General features: G+C 38.2%; 21 protein-coding genes and 1 tRNA gene. 11 read left to right on the top strand and 11 right to left on the bottom strand.

Annotated features, from left to right (window positions below):
- The first annotated feature begins 7 nt into the window (after positions 1 to 7).
- The 5 genes from LX64_RS20725 (at position 8) to LX64_RS20705 (ending at position 5,274) form a co-directional block, all read left to right on the top strand.
- Positions 8 to 766, top strand: a complete 759-nt coding sequence (locus LX64_RS20725; protein WP_111599607.1) for a hypothetical protein — start codon at positions 8 to 10, stop codon at positions 764 to 766.
- A gap of 158 nt (positions 767 to 924) precedes the next feature.
- Positions 925 to 2,379 (top strand): TlpA family protein disulfide reductase, encoded by a 1,455-nt coding sequence (locus tag LX64_RS20720; RefSeq protein WP_148707408.1) that lies wholly within the window; start codon positions 925 to 927, stop codon positions 2,377 to 2,379.
- 183 nt (positions 2,380 to 2,562) lie between these two features.
- A complete protein-coding gene (locus LX64_RS20715; protein WP_111599605.1) occupies positions 2,563 to 3,534 on the top strand; it encodes a c-type cytochrome in 972 nt (323 codons plus the stop codon).
- A gap of 134 nt (positions 3,535 to 3,668) precedes the next feature.
- Positions 3,669 to 4,541 (top strand): helix-turn-helix domain-containing protein, encoded by an 873-nt coding sequence (locus tag LX64_RS20710; protein WP_111599604.1) that lies wholly within the window; start codon positions 3,669 to 3,671, stop codon positions 4,539 to 4,541.
- Between the two features lie 55 nt (positions 4,542 to 4,596).
- Positions 4,597 to 5,274, top strand: a complete 678-nt coding sequence (locus LX64_RS20705) for an ankyrin repeat domain-containing protein (protein ID WP_245952759.1) — start codon at positions 4,597 to 4,599, stop codon at positions 5,272 to 5,274.
- Between the two features lie 43 nt (positions 5,275 to 5,317).
- Here the strand turns inward: LX64_RS20705 and LX64_RS20700 are convergent, their stop codons facing one another.
- Positions 5,318 to 5,977 (bottom strand): response regulator transcription factor, encoded by a 660-nt coding sequence (locus LX64_RS20700; protein ID WP_111599639.1) that lies wholly within the window; start codon positions 5,975 to 5,977, stop codon positions 5,318 to 5,320.
- Positions 5,978 to 6,268: 291 nt separating this feature from the next.
- Here LX64_RS20700 and LX64_RS20695 point away from each other — a divergent pair.
- The 3 genes from LX64_RS20695 to LX64_RS20685 all read left to right on the top strand — a co-directional run bounded on the left by LX64_RS20695 (position 6,269) and on the right by LX64_RS20685 (position 8,225).
- A tRNA-Ser gene (locus tag LX64_RS20695) sits at positions 6,269 to 6,353 on the top strand.
- A 104-nt stretch (positions 6,354 to 6,457) separates the two neighbouring features.
- Positions 6,458 to 7,888, top strand: coding sequence for a tyrosine-type recombinase/integrase (locus LX64_RS20690; RefSeq protein WP_111599603.1), 1,431 nt, complete (start codon positions 6,458 to 6,460; stop codon positions 7,886 to 7,888).
- 136 nt (positions 7,889 to 8,024) lie between these two features.
- Positions 8,025 to 8,225, top strand: coding sequence for a hypothetical protein (locus LX64_RS20685; RefSeq protein WP_111599602.1), 201 nt, complete (start codon positions 8,025 to 8,027; stop codon positions 8,223 to 8,225).
- Positions 8,226 to 8,240: 15 nt separating this feature from the next.
- On the opposite strand, the gene LX64_RS20680 is transcribed toward LX64_RS20685, so the two are convergent.
- From LX64_RS20680 to LX64_RS20635, 9 genes are all read right to left on the bottom strand, one after another.
- The gene (locus LX64_RS20680; RefSeq protein ID WP_111599638.1) at positions 8,241 to 8,687 is read right to left on the bottom strand and encodes a TIGR02594 family protein; all 447 of its coding nucleotides are present in this window, start codon (positions 8,685 to 8,687) and stop codon (positions 8,241 to 8,243) included.
- Between the two features lie 506 nt (positions 8,688 to 9,193).
- Positions 9,194 to 9,403 carry a hypothetical protein gene (locus LX64_RS20670; RefSeq protein ID WP_148707407.1) on the bottom strand — a complete coding sequence of 70 codons (210 nt, stop codon included), beginning with the start codon at positions 9,401 to 9,403 and terminating at the stop codon, positions 9,194 to 9,196.
- A 10-nt stretch (positions 9,404 to 9,413) separates the two neighbouring features.
- Positions 9,414 to 9,638 (bottom strand): hypothetical protein, encoded by a 225-nt coding sequence (locus tag LX64_RS20665; protein ID WP_111599599.1) that lies wholly within the window; start codon positions 9,636 to 9,638, stop codon positions 9,414 to 9,416.
- A gap of 54 nt (positions 9,639 to 9,692) precedes the next feature.
- On the bottom strand, positions 9,693 to 10,181 hold the full coding sequence (locus LX64_RS20660) for a hypothetical protein (protein ID WP_111599598.1): 489 nt from the start codon (positions 10,179 to 10,181) through the stop codon (positions 9,693 to 9,695).
- Between the two features lie 3 nt (positions 10,182 to 10,184).
- Complete coding sequence (locus LX64_RS20655) at positions 10,185 to 11,195, bottom strand: hypothetical protein (RefSeq protein ID WP_148707406.1); 1,011 nt, start codon at positions 11,193 to 11,195, stop codon at positions 10,185 to 10,187.
- Positions 11,174 to 11,608 (bottom strand): hypothetical protein, encoded by a 435-nt coding sequence (locus tag LX64_RS20650; RefSeq protein ID WP_111599596.1) that lies wholly within the window; start codon positions 11,606 to 11,608, stop codon positions 11,174 to 11,176. The genes LX64_RS20655 and LX64_RS20650 overlap by 22 nt, the downstream gene beginning before the upstream one ends.
- On the bottom strand, positions 11,601 to 12,248 hold the full coding sequence (locus LX64_RS20645) for a phage tail protein I (RefSeq protein ID WP_111599595.1): 648 nt from the start codon (positions 12,246 to 12,248) through the stop codon (positions 11,601 to 11,603). Before LX64_RS20645 ends, LX64_RS20650 begins: the two co-directional genes overlap by 8 nt.
- Entirely contained in the window at positions 12,245 to 13,345 is a 1,101-nt protein-coding gene (locus LX64_RS20640) for a baseplate assembly protein (protein ID WP_111599594.1), read from the bottom strand. Before LX64_RS20640 ends, LX64_RS20645 begins: the two co-directional genes overlap by 4 nt.
- Positions 13,338 to 14,267, bottom strand: coding sequence for a GPW/gp25 family protein (locus tag LX64_RS20635; RefSeq protein WP_111599593.1), 930 nt, complete (start codon positions 14,265 to 14,267; stop codon positions 13,338 to 13,340). Before LX64_RS20635 ends, LX64_RS20640 begins: the two co-directional genes overlap by 8 nt.
- Before the next feature lie 176 nt (positions 14,268 to 14,443).
- Here LX64_RS20635 and LX64_RS20630 point away from each other — a divergent pair, with 176 nt between their 5' ends.
- The 3 genes from LX64_RS20630 to LX64_RS20620 all read left to right on the top strand — a co-directional run bounded on the left by LX64_RS20630 (position 14,444) and on the right by LX64_RS20620 (position 16,844).
- A complete protein-coding gene (locus LX64_RS20630; RefSeq protein WP_111599592.1) occupies positions 14,444 to 15,361 on the top strand; it encodes a hypothetical protein in 918 nt (305 codons plus the stop codon).
- Positions 15,362 to 15,430: 69 nt separating this feature from the next.
- Positions 15,431 to 16,543, top strand: a complete 1,113-nt coding sequence (locus tag LX64_RS20625) for a PIN domain-containing protein (RefSeq protein WP_111599591.1) — start codon at positions 15,431 to 15,433, stop codon at positions 16,541 to 16,543.
- A gap of 64 nt (positions 16,544 to 16,607) precedes the next feature.
- Entirely contained in the window at positions 16,608 to 16,844 is a 237-nt protein-coding gene (locus LX64_RS20620; protein ID WP_111599590.1) for an outer membrane protein assembly factor BamA, read from the top strand.
- Between the two features lie 248 nt (positions 16,845 to 17,092).
- On the opposite strand, the gene LX64_RS20615 is transcribed toward LX64_RS20620, so the two are convergent.
- Positions 17,093 to 17,578, bottom strand: a complete 486-nt coding sequence (locus LX64_RS20615) for a hypothetical protein (protein ID WP_111599589.1) — start codon at positions 17,576 to 17,578, stop codon at positions 17,093 to 17,095.
- Position 17,579: the final 1 nt, after the last annotated feature.

Here is a 17,579-nt window from a genome sequence, read left to right as displayed (position 1 = left end):
TACAACCATGAAACAAGTAATTTTTCTCCTCTCCCTGCTCACCCTCGTGGCTTGCCGCAAGGAAAAAGAGCAGCCCAACAACAATGCTGCTAAGAAACTAGTAGGCTTAATTAGCATTGGTAGCGACAATACCAATATCAACATTACACGCTACCAATACCATGAAAGCAAATTAGTGCGCGCCACCCATTTAAATCCACAAGGCGACACGCTTTCGTACCGCACCTATGCCTACAACAATGGCGTATTAATCAATGCCTCCTATTTCCAAAACAACCAGCGCATAGCCGCGGAAGTATTCAATTATGATGGCAACAAGCTATATAGCTCGTATTACATCGAGTACCCCGGGCAGGATACTATTTATTGGAAAACGTATACAGTAGAAGGTTCGCTGGTAACGAACTTCGTAACCCATTACCCCGGTTTCGAAGATGAAGAACATGTACGCTATACCTATACGAATGGCAACATGACGGAATCTGAAACACACGATACCAAAAGCAATACTACCATTCGTTCCAACTATGAATACGATACGAACCCTAATCCATTCTATGAAGTACAAGGAGCGCAACTCGTATTACCCAATGCTATTTCAAAGAATAACATCGTTAAAATCCATCGACACATGCAAGACAATAACGATGGTAAATACAATATTGTATCGAAATACGTGTACCGTGGCAATGGTTATCCCGGCAAAGTGGAGAATTATTACCAAATGGGAACAAAATTAAATGCCATTGAATTTTTGTACGAGTAATATATTGCTTTGAAGGAGAAGCTGCATAAACATCAACAAAAATAATAATTTCTACAAAAGCCTTATGCGTGGCCTATTTTAGGCAACGAAAGACTTGACAATGCAATAAACTTTTTACTATTTTTATCGCGAAAGAATGCCCCAAAATTAATTCCGGCGTGATAAAAAGATCCCTAACAACTGTTGAGAAAGCAGCACTCACTGCTATTGTAGTATTATTGATGATGAGTTCGAAAAGCATGGCGCAACGCACGGTGGCGACCAAAGCTTTTAGTGACACCATCATGCTGATAGTTAAAACTCCTTACCAAAAAATTCAATTATTCTACCAGGATGCTTTCGGCGATCCTAAGATGCTGATCGTAAACCCAGCTTTTAAAGCAACGGATACATTCTACTTACGATCGCCCAAGCCCTTTATAATAAAACAAGCCGACGTAACGCAAATCCCGTATTTGCTATGCCCCGGCGATACAGTTAGCTTCCAATTCAACCAAGATAAATACCCCCTTGTACGGCACCTCACAAGGTATGCCCGTACTTGTGAACTTAACTTCTTCCGCTCGCTATACCAATACCGCCTTCCCCAATCGACCCCGGCAGCATATACCAACCAAGCCGAAAAGGAAGTGGCCTTAGCGAAAGATAACATGGATGCCTACCAACAATACTTGAACGACCAGCTATCGGCCGATAGTTCGTTCTTTGTGCAGTATGTAAAAGCCAGGCCTGTAACACCTTACTTCCACAGTTTTTTGCGGTGGTATATGCTAAGTAATTTATTGGAGAAGAAAATTCGTAGTTACTTCTCCATTATCCGCCAGCGTTCTACGTACAATGTTGCGGCTTTGGATAGTGAAATTGTAGCAAGGTACCAAGAAGTAAAGGCTTTCCCCTACATGGTGCCTAACACCATGATGTTGCCTTACGAAACGTTGATGAACCAATTCCTCACCTACAAACGGTTCAGAACAGAAAACAACTTCCAACACTTATACGAAGTATCGAATAACATTACGCCCGCGGCAGCTAAGAGCTACGTGCAGTTTATGCTGCTTAAACAATATTTCAGCACCTTAGACGAAGGCAATATTAAATCCAAAATCGGCGGTATTGCCAATACTCCTTCCCTTTACCGTAGTTATTTGCAAGACTTATCGGCTAATGGCGATATTGGTAAGAAAGAGGAAAACATGTTTAGAACAACAACCGGGGATGTGATTTCTTTGGATAGTTTATTACGTCGCTTCCCAGGTAAAATGCTATATGTGAACTTCTATACAAGCGATTGTAGTGCATGTATATCGGAACTTATTACATCAAGGAATAACAAAAAGCAAGTAGACACCAGTAAAATTGTTTTCCTACAAGTATCGATGGATAAAGACAAAGCCACTTGGCAACAGAAATACAACGAGAATAAAAACTATTTCACAGCGAAGAATACCTTTTTGCTGATAGGGAACGTGAATGCGCCGTTGGCGGTGAAGAATAAGATTATTACTACACCACGCGCAATATTGATTAATAAAGATGGTGTCATTATTGATAATGATGCCCCGGCGTCGAATAATAGTCGCTTCGTAGCATACATTCAAAAAGCCAGGGGTTAATACCTGTTTTGGTACGTAGTACTACGTAATTATGGGTGAAGTCGTTGGAATCCTGGAAGTATCGGGATATTTTTGTGTTGTCCAACTCGTACCGTTGCAAGTACTGGCAACAACACGAATGATTACAACACTAATTCACCCCGTACCGCTACCTCTCCTATAGCGGCAAAACATTTACGTATCATGAAAAAAGCATTGAAAGTATTAGGATATATTTTCCTTGTGATTATTATTCTTGTAACTGGCTCGATCACTTATGCAAAGTTTGTATTACCCAGTGTGGGTGATGCCCCCAATTTAAAAGTAGACATTACCCCGGAACGTGTAGAACGGGGTAAATATTTAGCAAATGCAGTAGCCGTATGTATGGATTGCCATTCTACCCGCGACTGGAGCAAGTTTGCCGGCCCCATGGCACCAGGCAGCTTGGGGAAAGGTGGCGACCGGTTTGGCAGCGAAATGGGCATACCCGGAACTGTTCACATTAAGAACATTACCCCGTACAACCTAGCAACATGGACCGACGGCGAAATTTACCGGGCTATTACTACGGGCGTAACAAAATCCGGCGATGTTATCTTCCCCATTATGCCGTACAAATCCTACGCGCAAATGGACCCGGAAGATGTATACGACATCATCGCCTACTTACGCAGCTTACCGGCTGTACCGAATGAAGTACCTACAAGCACACTCGATTTCCCGGTGAACTTCATTATTCGTACAGTACCATCGGCCGCCAATCCAATGTCTAAACCCAGTCAACAAGATACCGTGGCTTGGGGTAAATATTTAACCACGATTAGTGCGTGCAATGATTGTCATAACACCATGAAAGGTAACGACCCTATACCCGGTATGGCATTCGCGGGTGGCAGAACCTTCCCCATGCCTTGTGGAAATGTACAAGCATCGAATATTACGCCTGCCAATAGTGGTATTAAAAATTGGACGAGGGAGATGTTTATTGCACGGTTCAAAGCTTATGCAGATAGTAGTTACCAATCGCCGACATTAACGCCGCAAGACTTTAATACACCCATGCCTTGGATGATGTTGAGCAAAATGAGTGAAGAAGATTTGGGTGCCATTTATACTTACTTACAAACCGTTCCAGCGGTAGAAAATAAAGTAACTAAACTCGCAACCAGGTAAAGCGAAAGCGCTGCCTTTATTGCTGAAACCCCTCGTATAATTCATTTTGTGCGAGGGGTTTTGCATGTACTTTCAAAAAGTACTATCGTGTAAATAGGTGTATATTTGTAGAGAAACCTACGAAAATAGCGAGCATGCACCGTCATTCGTCATTACCTACCATTAGCATATCCGATATCTGCCGTCCTTTAAAAGATGGGCAGTTTAGCATCTTCCAGCAGGAAGTGGAAGGCAAACCTCAATTACTCCAGCCACATAAGCATAACTTTTATTTACTGTTAGTGGTAGAGAAAGGTAGCGGTGTACACACCATTGATTTCGAGCAATACAAGGTGAAGCATAAACAGGTATACTTTTTAGCACCGGGGCAAGCGCATACTTGGGATTTACATCCAAAAACAACGGGCTACCAAGTGCTATATACGCCAGGATTCTCTTCTTTTAGCCCGCAACAATGGCCTTTCTTTAGCTTTTCGGCACAGCCTTACTTGCAATTAAAGGGCGAGGCGTTTGATGATATACTTATTGAATTACAACACATACAGCAAGAGTACAACCGGGCAGATGGCTTTTCTACAAGGATTATTATGCACAGGCTGTGGGTATTGCTCAGTATGTTGGAAAGGGAATACGAAGCACAACACCCAAGCCAGAATTTACCACCTGTGCGCTTGGTGGTGAATAAGTTCCTGCAATTGCTTGAATTACATTACAAGGAACATAACCAGCTTACATACTACGCAACGTCGTTATTCATTACGCCCCAGTATCTCAATACCATTTGTAAGAAAGAAACAGGTATTACGGCAGGCGACCATATTAGGCAGCGCTTATTGTTGGAGGCGAAGCGGATGTTAACTTTAACCCAGCAGGATGTAAAAGAGATTGCTTTTGCACTTGGCTTTTCGGATACTTCCTATTTTTCAAGATTCTTTAAGCGGTATACTGGGTTTACGCCCGTGGTGTTCAGGGAAGAGTTTCAAAAAGTACCATCAAGTCATTCATAAGCACCTTTCATAACGGGGTAAAAAGTCGTTCTTTGGGAAGAACAAACATGATCGCATGAAGTACGTTTTTCTACTGGTTGGGATATGCTTTTGCATGAATGCTTGCGCACAAAAAAAGAAGGAGATGATGATGGAACAACCCACAACGCAATTATTTACAGCAGCCAACAACAACGACACGGTAGCTATTAAAGCCACGCTACAAGCCGGTGCCGATCTTGAAGCCAAAGACGCTGAAGGTCGTACCCCTTTAATGGTGGCAACTTACAAGCATCATTTCGATGCAGCCAATACCCTTGTACAAGCAAACGCGAATGTAAATGCACAAGATAAAATCTTGAATTCGCCGTTTTTATACGCCGGTGCCAGCGGCTTTGCCGACTTGGTACAACTCTACATGCAGCACGGTGCCCGGTACGATGTATTTAACCGTTATGGTGGTACAGCCCTCATCCCGGCCTGCGAACGAGCCCATTTACCTGTTATAGAACTATTACTAGCCGATAAAAATTTCCCCGTCAACCATGTGAATAACTTGGGATGGACCGCCCTCATGGAGGCCGTCATATTAGGCAATGGTGGTAGCCAGCATACACAAGTGGTAAAACGCTTATTAGACGCAGGTGTAGCAGTAAACATCCCGGATAAAGAAGGTATTACACCGTATCGCCATGCAATGGCAAAGGGATATACGAAGATGGCCGAGTTATTGAAAGCGGCTGGCGGTAAATAAGTGCATAGCGACATGCCATGCACTCATGCACAATTAAGTTTTGCTAAATTAAATTGAATGCTTGCGCAAACTGTGTGAGTTCGTACGTGGTGTTGATGTTCAGTTTGCGCTTGATATTTTTACGGTGCGTTTCCACGGTAGTTTCTGCAATAAACAGCTCTTCCGCAATGGTAACGGCACTTTTCCCTAGTGCCAGCAAGCGTAACACTTCTTTTTCGCGGTTGCCGAGGCTGGCGAACAGCGGGCTATGTTTGCGGTAGAATACATTTTCTTCCATAATCCGCGAAATTTTACTGTTTACATGCATAGCGGGATCTACGGGATAGGCCATCGTCATAATTAACAACGGCTTCCCGGTATCATCGCGCATTAATACGCGCATAGCACTAAAGTGCCATTCCCAATTTTGGTTGGGACCACTTCTTACCTGTTGAAAGAAACTTACGATGGCGTCGGGTTGTTCGGTATTATGCAGAAGATCCCAGATTTTTGGGATGTATTCATTGATATCTTCCGGGTTAAAAAATCGTTGGTGATAATCGGCCCCCAAAGATTTCAACTCTTCCATACTTGTACCCAGTGCGGCTAAGCCACGGTTCGACATATAAGCAACATGTAAATCAGCATTCAAAATAATAATCACTCCGGGCAGCTCATCGGCCACAGCGGCAATTTCCGCGATCTTTCGCTGGGTTTTATCCATATGTTCGTACAGTATAGGTTGCTCTATTTCGTTATACACGCATGCGCTAAAGTGGCATGCAATTTTAGTTGAAGTACTTTGCTCAAACTACTAGGTAACGCTTTCTATTTCGGATGAAACTGGGTTGACTGCTCCCACTCTATTGTATTATGCTACATGTCGTTATGTACGCAAAAGTAATATAAAAAAAATCTGCGAACGAATCCCCTCATTTAATTTTAGTGTTATCTATTTTTTGATGAGAGGGAAAATATTTTTTGGAAAATAAATTCTGTTTTATACTTTTGCCGCGGAGGAATGGCAGAGCGGTCGATTGCGGCAGTCTTGAAAACTGTTGACTGTAACAGGTCCGGGGGTTCGAATCCCTCTTCCTCCGCTAATTTTAGTTAAACCCTTGATGTTTCAATGTTTTGTCAAACCGCTTAGGTCAAAGTCGAAGTAAAAGTCGAAGTTCCTAAGCGTGGCAATTGATAAAACTAAATGAAGAACAAACTTCTAACTGGCCTCAACGTAGAATCTCCCACCGAAAAATTCAAAAACATTCGCCTTACCCATCACGGTTGGGATGTAGATAAGGATTGGTACATTTATCTTGAATACAATTACAACGGAACTTGGAAACCAAGGAAATTTCAAGTTGCGAATAAATTCAAGGATGTTTCAGTAAGAAAAAAACACGCTGAAGCCATTTTAGCCGCCCGTATTAAATGGATTTCTATGGGTTGGAACCCAATCGATGACCCTAAGTTCAAACAGAAAAACAAAGCCTCTTTACGTGAAAAAATAGAAAACGATCTAATTTCCGAATCTACTCCCCTACTTAAGGCGCTTGATAAAGCACTAGAAGCCTTGCCTATTAAAAAAAGTACCCGGCGCACATACAAATCAGCTTACAACCAAATAAAACCGACAATTATCGAATTAGGATACGACATTTTGCCTATTTCGGAATTTAAGCGCAAAGACTTCAAGCTGGTTTTAAAGCGGCTAGAAGATAGTCGTAGATGCGAAAACAACCCTCTTAGTAATAGATACTACAATAAAATAGTTGAAACAATGAGGCTTTTGTTTGGGTATATAGAAAAAGAGGAAGTTATTGAGTACAACCCAGCCGCTAAAATGTCATTCAGAAATGTAGGTGAATCTGCAATGTATGAAACTTTGACAGCGAAAGAAAAAATAAAAGTAGCGCACCAACTATCAATTTATCACCCAAACTTTTGGCTTTATTCACTGTGTATTTACCATGCAGGTCTAAGACCCGATGAAGTTTGTGCATTAAGGGTAAGCGATCTAATCTTTGACGAGGATTACATCAAAATCATACCGGATGAAGAAAGAAGAAATAGTAAAACCAATAAAATTGGGCGTGTACCGATGTGTATTGAACTGAAGGAAATGTTATATGCACATACAATAGATGCGGACCCCAATGCCTTTGTTTTCGGGGCTTTAACAAAAAGAAAAGGAATAGGCAACCGCGGTATGGGGAGTATTCTAATAATGGAAGAAGATGGTACCGTAAAACGTTTAACAGGAGCTAAAAGACCGGGTTATTTTGCGCCCTCATTTGTTAGAATAAAGCGCGACACGGCAACTAACTTATGGCGCGACCTAGTAATGAAGCAACTTAAAATTCATAAAAAATTGTATAGTTTAAAGGCTTTAGGAGCTGATGACAAACTACGTGCTGGCATAGATATTGATACAATCCGCTTCGTCTTTAGACATACCAAGGTTTCACAAACAAAAACGTATGCGCGTGAAATAACTGAATTCTATAAAAAAGAAATCATCGCTAAAGCTGTTCCTTTTATAACTAAATTAGCATCGTCACAAACAGTAGCAAACCCAGTACAGCTGCAAAAAGTAACACCGATGCGTTGTATAATAAAATACAATATTGCGTAGTATTGAACAGAATATCTAGGTTATACAATTTTAACAATTGATTAGCCGTTAAATTTCTAAGATTGCAACGCACACGGTTTATAACTGTGGGCGTTCATTACTAGTAATTGCAGCGACTAAATTAACCTTGACTACTATGACAGCGATTGAAGATTTTTTGACCAGAATTTCAGCAAATGAATGCGCAAAAGTATTAGCAACCTCGATTAATAACATGATTTTAGCCAACATGGGAGCTGATCCCAAAATATTGGCCAACGATGTTAATTTATTGGTGGAACTTATGAACGTGTTACACGAATCCGAAAAAGAACATTCAACAAAAAAAGGGGGTTGATACCCCCTTTATGATTTATAAAACATTAACTATTCGTACGTTTGTTGGCTGCACCTTGTAAATGGGCCTCCGAATGGCTTTACAATTTTTCTTTTCAAAAGGCATAATGCAAACTTTGTTGCCTTGGTTTCCTCCTAATACATAATAATGGGTCTTATTCTCAGCAACGTAAATCCCAACATGATTTCCTCCATTACGTGGGAAAATTAACACGTCGCCAAGCATCGCGGTTTTTACTGGTGTCCCGAAGTTTTTCCAATTAAGCGCCCATAGTGGGTTTTCAACGATAGTTTTGCCTGCTCTTTTGGCTACGATGGCCATGAATAAGCCACACCAAGGGATTGAATCGTTAATGTAGGATTTCCTTACACCGATTTCGTCGGCCCAAGACATTATAAGGCCGTTAGAAGATTCTCCCGGCATCTCTGCTACGCCATACAATTTGATTGCTTCTAAAAGCATTTTAGGGCTTTGTTCGCGGGTGAGAAACTCGAATTTTTGGGGTAACAATTTAATGGTAGATTATTTTAAATAAATAGAGAACTATTGCTATAATGCCAACAACTACTACAAATACAAACCAAGTAGGTGACCTGCTCTTTTCTGTTTTTTCAAGGGTGCTTTTACTGGTATTACTTACTTTGGTTTGCGATTGGGTTAACGAATCACGGTAATTTGTTTGGAAACTGTTTTGGCTTTGGCTCTCACGTTTTCGACCTATTTCTATTACAGTGGTTCTCTGGTAGGGCGGCGCCGAATCTTGTGGAATTACTTCAAAAATTGTTTTCTTGTAGTATAAACAGTCCAGTAGTGCTGTGCTTAAATTGACGGTGCGTGTTGAATCGGAAGTTTTGCCGATTTTCTTATCTACATATCTGTTGACTGTTTCGGCAACCTGTTTCGATTTGGTAGTTTTGCACGCAAACTGAATAGAAATAATAATCGATAAGAATACTGCAGTAAAATGGTTACAATGGGGCCTCATCTTCGGTAATAAAAATTTCAATCACTTTTAATAGGTTACTAATACCAATCCGTAGTAAAAGCATAATGAAGGAACTTTCTGAAAACCCCCTAGCAAGTAAAAAAACTATAACCGTATCGGATATAATAGCAAAGGCAAGTTTTGTTTTTGCAAACCATTTTGGTGGAGGTTTTGAATAATTGGTTAGTTTCATTCTTACCATTTCAAGAATGTTTTATTACTTGGATTAACGTATTTATTGTTTCTTGCAGCTTAGTATAGGCAGCTGTGTTGTCTTTAATCACTTGGAATAGTTCTTCACGCTCTTTAATACCTTGTTTCCAAGCAAGGAAAATAAAGGAAACCAATGCAACATTTAAAGACATTAATACAAAAATTGCAATGCCGTATTGCGATGCTGTACTTAGCATAGATTTTACTAATTCCATAGGACAAAATTACTGGTAGGGTTCTCCCTTATTTAAACAAAGGCTAAACCATATTTATACATCTGTACCACGGAACAAAACGAACCATTCCACGCCGTTGCTAACTAATGCTAAGGATGATGCACCAGAGAGGGAATATGCTTGCGTGGATTTGTTGATCTTTTCACCACTAAACTGTTGAATCGTAACATTGGCATAAGGGTTCCCGCCTGTTTTAAAATAGTAGATTTTGTTTTTACTGTCGCTGGCTTTTGGAAGAGAAATTGTAATGCTATTACTAGTTAATACTAGACAATCATCCAATGTAAGCGTGATGCTGGTAGTTGCTTCAACTACATTAAAGTCACCACCGTTTGTAGTAGATGGAGTAATAAGGGAGGCAATGCCCAATAGACTAGTACTAAGTTGGGTGGCAGTAATTTTGTCCGGTCGTTTATCGCGAATATTTTCGCGAATGTATTTTTTCGCTTCGCTGGTATCGCGAAATTGAGCATTGGAAATTAGGGCAAACAACAAGAATAGGGCTGTTAAAAATTGTTTCATGGTTTAATATTTGATTAAGAAAAATTTACCTATGTTTTTTACCGTGGTTTCTAAACCACCGTATTTAGTACTTGAAATTTCAGTGGCAGCATTGGGGTCACGTTCAGCATGCATCCAATATTGATTGGGTGAACGATCACCTGAGCTTTTGGGCCAACCAGTTCGTGCAACTTTTTCCAAAATGTGGCCGTGGGAAATAATATCATCCATTTCGAAACCACCTGCATAATTATGCACCCGGCCGTATGAAAGCCCCCGGCCTAAATCCAACATCCTTTCAACGGTCGATCTTTCATCGGGTAAACGAAAATTTGATACTCCATCACCAATTGAGAATAGACCTCGATAAAGCGTAAGATGTGATAACCATTTTTTATCATCGACAACCTCTTGGCCAAAGGTTAAGGACTGCACAAACTCCCACAAGCGAGGATAGTTAGCACGTGGAATAAGTTGCCCCCTTTTAGGCAAGGTGTTACTCAAAACTGTACGGGCGGTGATTTCTTCACCAACATTATTAAAGTTTCCATTTACATAAACTACTTTCCAATAGTCACTAAAGGCATATAGAATGATGTACTCCGAATTATGTAAGTGTATTTGTTTTCGTGCATTTCGTGGGTCGGCGAATAGATTGGTTAAATCACTTGCAATAGTTACTACACCTTCGTTACTACAGAAAGCGCAAATTTTTATAAAGGTACCAGCTTCAAAAATGGAAGGTATTGGTAATGACACATTCGTAATGCCTGATGTTATTACAGTAACAATACCGCCTGCATGATCTGTGCTTAAACTACTACTTCCAGTTATAATGTATTCACCAACAATTCTATTAGCTTCGCCGAGGTTATCACGTAACCAAATGGTACGGTTAGATAATTGCTTTATAGGTAAATTATCGATGCCATCTTCTCCACCTTGTAATAAATCTGTTTCCTCAAATGTATATATGCTTTCGTCAAAAGAGTTTTGACCAATGTATGACCCCATTAGTTTATTGTTATAGTCCATGAACCAACAAGGCGCACAGCACTGGTTTTCATGATTGGAGTTGTTCGCACTTTTCTTGCGAAGAGTTCGTTTGTATCTGTAAATAGACCGAATTCGTTTATTTGCATACCATTCCCAGCATCATTTGGCAACTCGTAATCAAATTGAATAGAATTGTTCGTAGGAAATGTTACGTTCATAATTGGAACTAGGGTAATGTCTGTAAGTTCAACGTCTGATAACTCGGCCGGCTTAGAGTTTGATCCAAAACCTATTGAAGAAATTTTGGCATTTGTTTGGCCTGTTAATAGTTTAGCTATTATAGTACGCCCATTGGTCACAACAAGGTTTTTTTCTTCGAAAAACTCCTTTGCACCATTGTTGTGATAGACAGTTAATGAAAAATATCCAGTCGGTGTTATTGTATTAATCATCTGTAATAATATTTATGGTAAGTTTATCACTATCCCTGCTATAATTTGAAGTTCCATTTCGCCTTATAAGTCCGTTATGTAGAGTATTCCCTCCAATGGTGAATACTTCACGGTCGTTGATACCCTCCGCGGCATTTAGCACATCAATTAGCGAAATTTCACTTTCCCCAATGTCAACGGTATAGGATACATCAAGAAGGTGACTTCGAATATTCTTATAGGCGTTAACTGTTTCGATAATGTTTTGTATTTCATCTAGCCCCAAGGTTTTACCTTGTAGGTTCAACGTAATACGGAACGTTGCCCAGTGAGTTACATTCTCTGTTATTATACAATCACCATAACCTAGACTTCTCAATGCTTCCTTTATCGCCCATGGTGTGCCTTTGTAGCGTTGGAGTAACAGGGCATTTTTAATTAATTCACGTTTTTCATTATCTGTTTGTGCAAGTAAAAATCCATTATACCCTAGCACGTTAAAATTTTCAGCGAGTAAGGGTAAATAACTTGCTGGTGCCGTATTGACTATATAAACAAGCAAATCACTTAAATCAAATTCTGTAATTCGTCGTTCTATTGCAGCATGGATGGCTTTGATTTGCGGCAAATGAGAAATACTATCAGCAATTGGAATCATCATCCATGGATACTAGTTGTTGTAACTGATATGCCAATGCATTTAGCATAACAATTGTGTGGAGTAATAATGTCAACAACCGGGTTAATAATTTGCGCATTATATACGCCGCTATCGCTCATTGCAAGCGACAAAATTTTATTTTTCAGTATATCGACGCCCAGCTTATCTTCATTAGCTTTTACGAATTGTAGTAGAGTATTATAAACAAATATATCCAAGTCTGTATTAGCGGCATGTTGATGAATACTTAATGTAATATTGATTTCGTATTCAAGTATTGTTGGAGCTTCTACTATTACATTATCGGTTAACGGCCTTACTTTCTCACCGCTACAAACGTCGGCAATGGAATTTATTAGGGCAATACTAGGTGGCAAGCCACCTTTCAATAGTGGTGTGATAACTACCGTGCCGGGAGTTGGACTAGATACTGATACATCGGAAATTGTTGAAGATACTCCAAGCGCATAAAATTGATAGCTTTGTTTACTTCCTGCAACACTAAATTGTGCCGTTGAAATAATAAATCTTTCCCTTAATGCTTCATCATCTTCCATATTTCCTCCCCCGGTAGTAATATCTACATTGGTAGCGCTTGAAATATATGGTAGTGGATCAAGAATAACAGCTATATTTCCAACATCGTAATTATTTCCTTCTACACCTTCCATGGCACTTATTGCATCGACCAATATAGAGGTTTCGCCTTTAGGAAGTTGAACTGTTTTCGATGTTCTAAAAGTCGCCTTCCCATCAATCGATTGTACCCTTGTGCCGGCTGGTATTAAAATACCTCCATGACCTGTTACAGCTATAAATTTCAATGTACATACAGCCTTTGAAGCTGGCAACCTCGATACATTTAAGTAAGCAACAAGTTCGTCTAATGCAGCACCACGGGAATACCGGATGAAGTTTTGACGAACTGCATCATTAATGGCTATTCGTAGTAATAATTCTCGGTATGCAAATGAATTAATAATAAGCATTTCCATATCTCCCGGCGCTAATGTCCGTTTATAAAGCTCTTGTAAATGCTCACGAATTTCATCGATAATCTGGTTGGGGTTTTCATGGAGTATTTGATATTCAGGCATTAATTTCCGTTACTTGTATCTCAATGTTTTCAATGTCAAAATTTATTGCACCTACTAAATAGGTTTGAACTTGTACTTCGTTCGTAGAAAACTCTTCCGAAAACTCTTTGTCTGAAAATGAAGCAGTATTGATTTCCGCGCTTTCCAGTAACCATGTACCTAAATCGTGCATAGTATTGTTTAGCCAATTCAATAGTGCTGAATAAGTGGAGAATCTGTAATTGTACTCATGTTCTGTTTTAATAGAAATTTGCAGCACAGTATTACTATCGGAAATTTCTGGTAACTTAATCTTAAATACCTTTTTCAATAATGGAGAGATACTAAATCGTATATCAGCATGGTATTCAGAGATATGTAACAATATGCGATCACTTAATAAATGCCATTGACCTAAATAGTAGAAACTTTCTTTTAAGTAAGTAAATAGCTCAGTTGAAGAACTAAAGCCACTTGCAGAAGGTACTGGACTAGTGATTTTGCCATCAATTTCTAGTTCAAATGTTAACCTGTCAGCATTTTCTGGTATAATAGAATAGATAATATATGTTAGTGAATTTTTACCGCTAAGTGAAAAAACGATTGTATCTACTATTGATAAATCATTAACACAATAGGTGATTGAGAACTCGAGCTTGCTAAAATCTCTAATTACGTGGGTAATTCGTTGGACTGAAATACGATTTTCCCAAATAGTTAATGATTCGAGAATTGCATTTTTCATTTTGGGCACAGCTTCTACTACTGGTAAATCGAGGTAGTTTTTTGCATCACATCCAAATTGTGGTCGAAATGGATCACTACGCTTTGAAGTAGTAAGAATTAAATAAATGCATTGGCGAATAGTATTAATACCGTCTACTAGAGTACCAGGTCCTTTAGTTGACAAGCCCAAAAGTGGAGAAATAAATTCGCTTCGCATATGCAAAGTGACTAAATAAATAATTTATAAGTTAATCAATCATTAATCCAAATTCTATCTAACTATAACCTTCGATTTTGCATGATAATTCCACTTTTATTAATTGAAACTTTTATTTAAGTTTACATAATACACAACATATTTTACAGATCATAAACATCTAAAAATTCAATCGAATGAATGTACTTTCTGATTGGAAAGAAGCTGAATATTTCGTAACACAAATTGAACAAGCTTATGCCCCAGATGCAGTCGTAAAGCATAATGTTATGCTTCCTGTAATTGGAGAACAACGATATCGGCAATGTGATGTTGTGATATATATTGGGAAAGAGCCTCGCGCTACTATCTTTATTGTTGAGGTGCAAAAAAGAGGATCAAAACCCGATATTAATACATTTAATGGTTGGGTCGAGAAGATGAATGAAGTAGGGGCAAATGGACTAATCTGCGTTTCTCATGTTGGGTTTCCGGAATCTATAACAAGCAAGGTTTTGAATAAAATCGGACCTAAAGTAAAACTTGTTACTTTAAGAGAAAATGCACCGAATGACATATGGGCTGATCTACACTTAGTACCGGAAATAGTTGAAACATCTTTCGAAATCGATATAAAAAAGTTCAATCGTCCTGTTTATTTTGATGATAGTTTTAAGGGGCCAATTACAATTAAATGGAATGAGCCTATTTTATCTAATACTGGTAAGGCCGAAGATGCTCAACCAATCGGTGTTGCTATCAATAATTCTTTAAATGCAAATGATCCACATCAAAATCTTCCACCTGATGCAATAGGGCAACTAATCGAAGTCAATTTGAACTTAGAAGCATCAGATAGCACCCCACTCTATATTCATGCAAATGAAGGTATTATTAAAATTATGAGTTGGCTATTAACTTTGAATGTTAGAAGAATAGACAAAGTAAAGCCAATTACATATTCCAAATGGGAATACAAACAGGAATTCTATGAAGGTGCATTGGCATGGATTGCGACAACTGAAATCTATTTAGGTGACATTAGAAATAATGTAAGGTTGATCTTTATTCCAGAAGATGATCACTTTCGTACTATAATGCAAATCAATCAATGATTTAATGAGTTAGTAAAAATATGGAAGTCATATTTATTTAAACTAATCCTCAAATTAATTTAAGCGTTAATGGTAAATTTAATTCTCGATACAAATATATGGCTATATCTAGCGAATGGTTTTGACTCTCGCAGCAACAAACTTGGCAATCTTCATTTTGAATTACTGAATGAAATTAGTACGCTTGTTGATCAAGGTAAAATTCGCGTGTTTACAAATGATATAATCATCAAAGAATGGAAGCGTAATAAATTCGCAACTTTAGAAAAAGTTAAGAATTTGGAGAATTTCTTAGATAATTCTAAGATGCAAATGAAAATCATGAGAGAGAAATTGGGAGAGGAGGGAAAAAGTAAAGCTGATGATATAATTAAGGAGTTAGAAAAATCAATTGAAGACGAAATTAAAGAGAATAAAAGTCACATTGATGCCGTGGAAAATTTTCTATTGAACAACACGACTAATATTCCAATCAAGGAAAGTACAAGAGCGAAGGTTACGCATATTGCAGAAGAAAAAAAGGCTCCATTTCATAATAAGTCAAATAGTTTCGCCGACGCAGTTATTTTTATGAGTGCTTGCGAGCATTTTCAGTGGCAAATAGAGATGCAGGATGAGTATGATATGGTACCATATTTTGGTATGGAAAGAACAATTTTTGTAACTAATAATTCTGATGATTTTTGCGAGAAAAAGGGCACTAGTAAAATACATCCAGATTTAGCGCAGTATTGTGTTCCTGCTAAAATTGAAGTTGAGTTGAATTTAGCGAAAGCTTTAAATTTGAGTCAAAGTACTATTTTGAAAATAGAAGAAGAAATGAAGTTGCAAAATAGTAAAGAGCCATGTCTTGCGGAATGCGCATTTAGTGAATACGGTGCATATGTTATTTATAACAGGAAATTTATTATAGAGAATGAAGGATATGAAAAACACCATTTCAACCCCAGTCAAACCCAACTAGAATTTGGGAATGATTACATCTTGGATCAGCAAAAAATAGAAGAAGCTTATTATCGCGGAAATTCAGTATTCGAGTTTGGTTATTGTAGCCATTGTAGCAGTATGCATGTAAGATGTTGTTGCGGCGACGAACATATAGTTGATAACTATAATATTGAATGTAAATGTGGAAATGTAATACTTGTTGAAAATGATAAAATTATTGGAATACTGAACTAGCAATTTTCATTTGTTAAAGTGATGTTTAATTGTATTCTTTAATAAACAAACAAATTGTTTATGAATGGTAAAAGAGCGAAAGAATAAAGAAAGGTTGAAGTATATGGGATCACGAGTTCGCGAAGAAAGATTGAAACAGGAATTGGAGCTAGCGGATGTTGCGTATAGTTCGGAATTAGAAATTCCACAATTGAGTAATTTTGAAAGGGGGAAATCTGAAATTTATGGAACATCATTAGTTTTGGTTTTGGCATTCTTAAATATTGACCCAAGAACTTTGGTGCCTAAAAATGACCATTAGATTTTAATAATTCACTTTGTATATAAAATTAAACCCAGTTTAGCATTTATCTTCGGCTTTCCATGTAACATTTTACTATTAATATTGTATTTATATGCTTCTGTAATTATTAACATAGGCTTAAAATTCTACCTTTCTAATAATTTTTTACCGCTATTAGACGCCTCATAATTGTAGCGTTTAATAGCGGTAATTACTAAAACAAATACATTAAGTATCAATAAATACTGATTTGTATAAGATACTTTTTACTTGAAAATTAATGGTTCATATTGTACTACATCGCCGATCCGCTTTTGATGCTCTACTACTTTGAATCGGATACTTCTCCCATTACAATTTATTACTGCACTATCATTTACTTCGCGATCAAGGATAACAGGATTAGGTTCAAATGTAAGTTGCCCATATTGTATGTTCGCATCATTAAAATTTAGCAGACTACAATTTATATTACCAACAATTACTTTTCCATTTTCTAAAGTAGATATTATTCCCGGCTGTAGCCACTTTATATTCTGAAAGTATGAGAAGTATGCAACAAAATCATTTTGTTGCAAAGCTGTTTCAACACTCTCAGCGTCTAGTGTTAGTAGCGTATCGCTTCTAACTGGAATGAAAACAATACATTCAGGAACTTCCGTTTCATCTTTAGGAAAAATAACAAATCCCGTGATCTTGGTAGTTTGGTTAATATATAGCATAGCTATTTGAATAATTAAATTTGCTATCATA

Origin of the sequence: Chitinophaga skermanii, from assembly GCF_003259335.1 — a bacterium.
Classification (GTDB): domain Bacteria; phylum Bacteroidota; class Bacteroidia; order Chitinophagales; family Chitinophagaceae; genus Chitinophaga; species Chitinophaga skermanii.
This window is presented reverse-complemented; position numbering and strand designations above follow the sequence as displayed.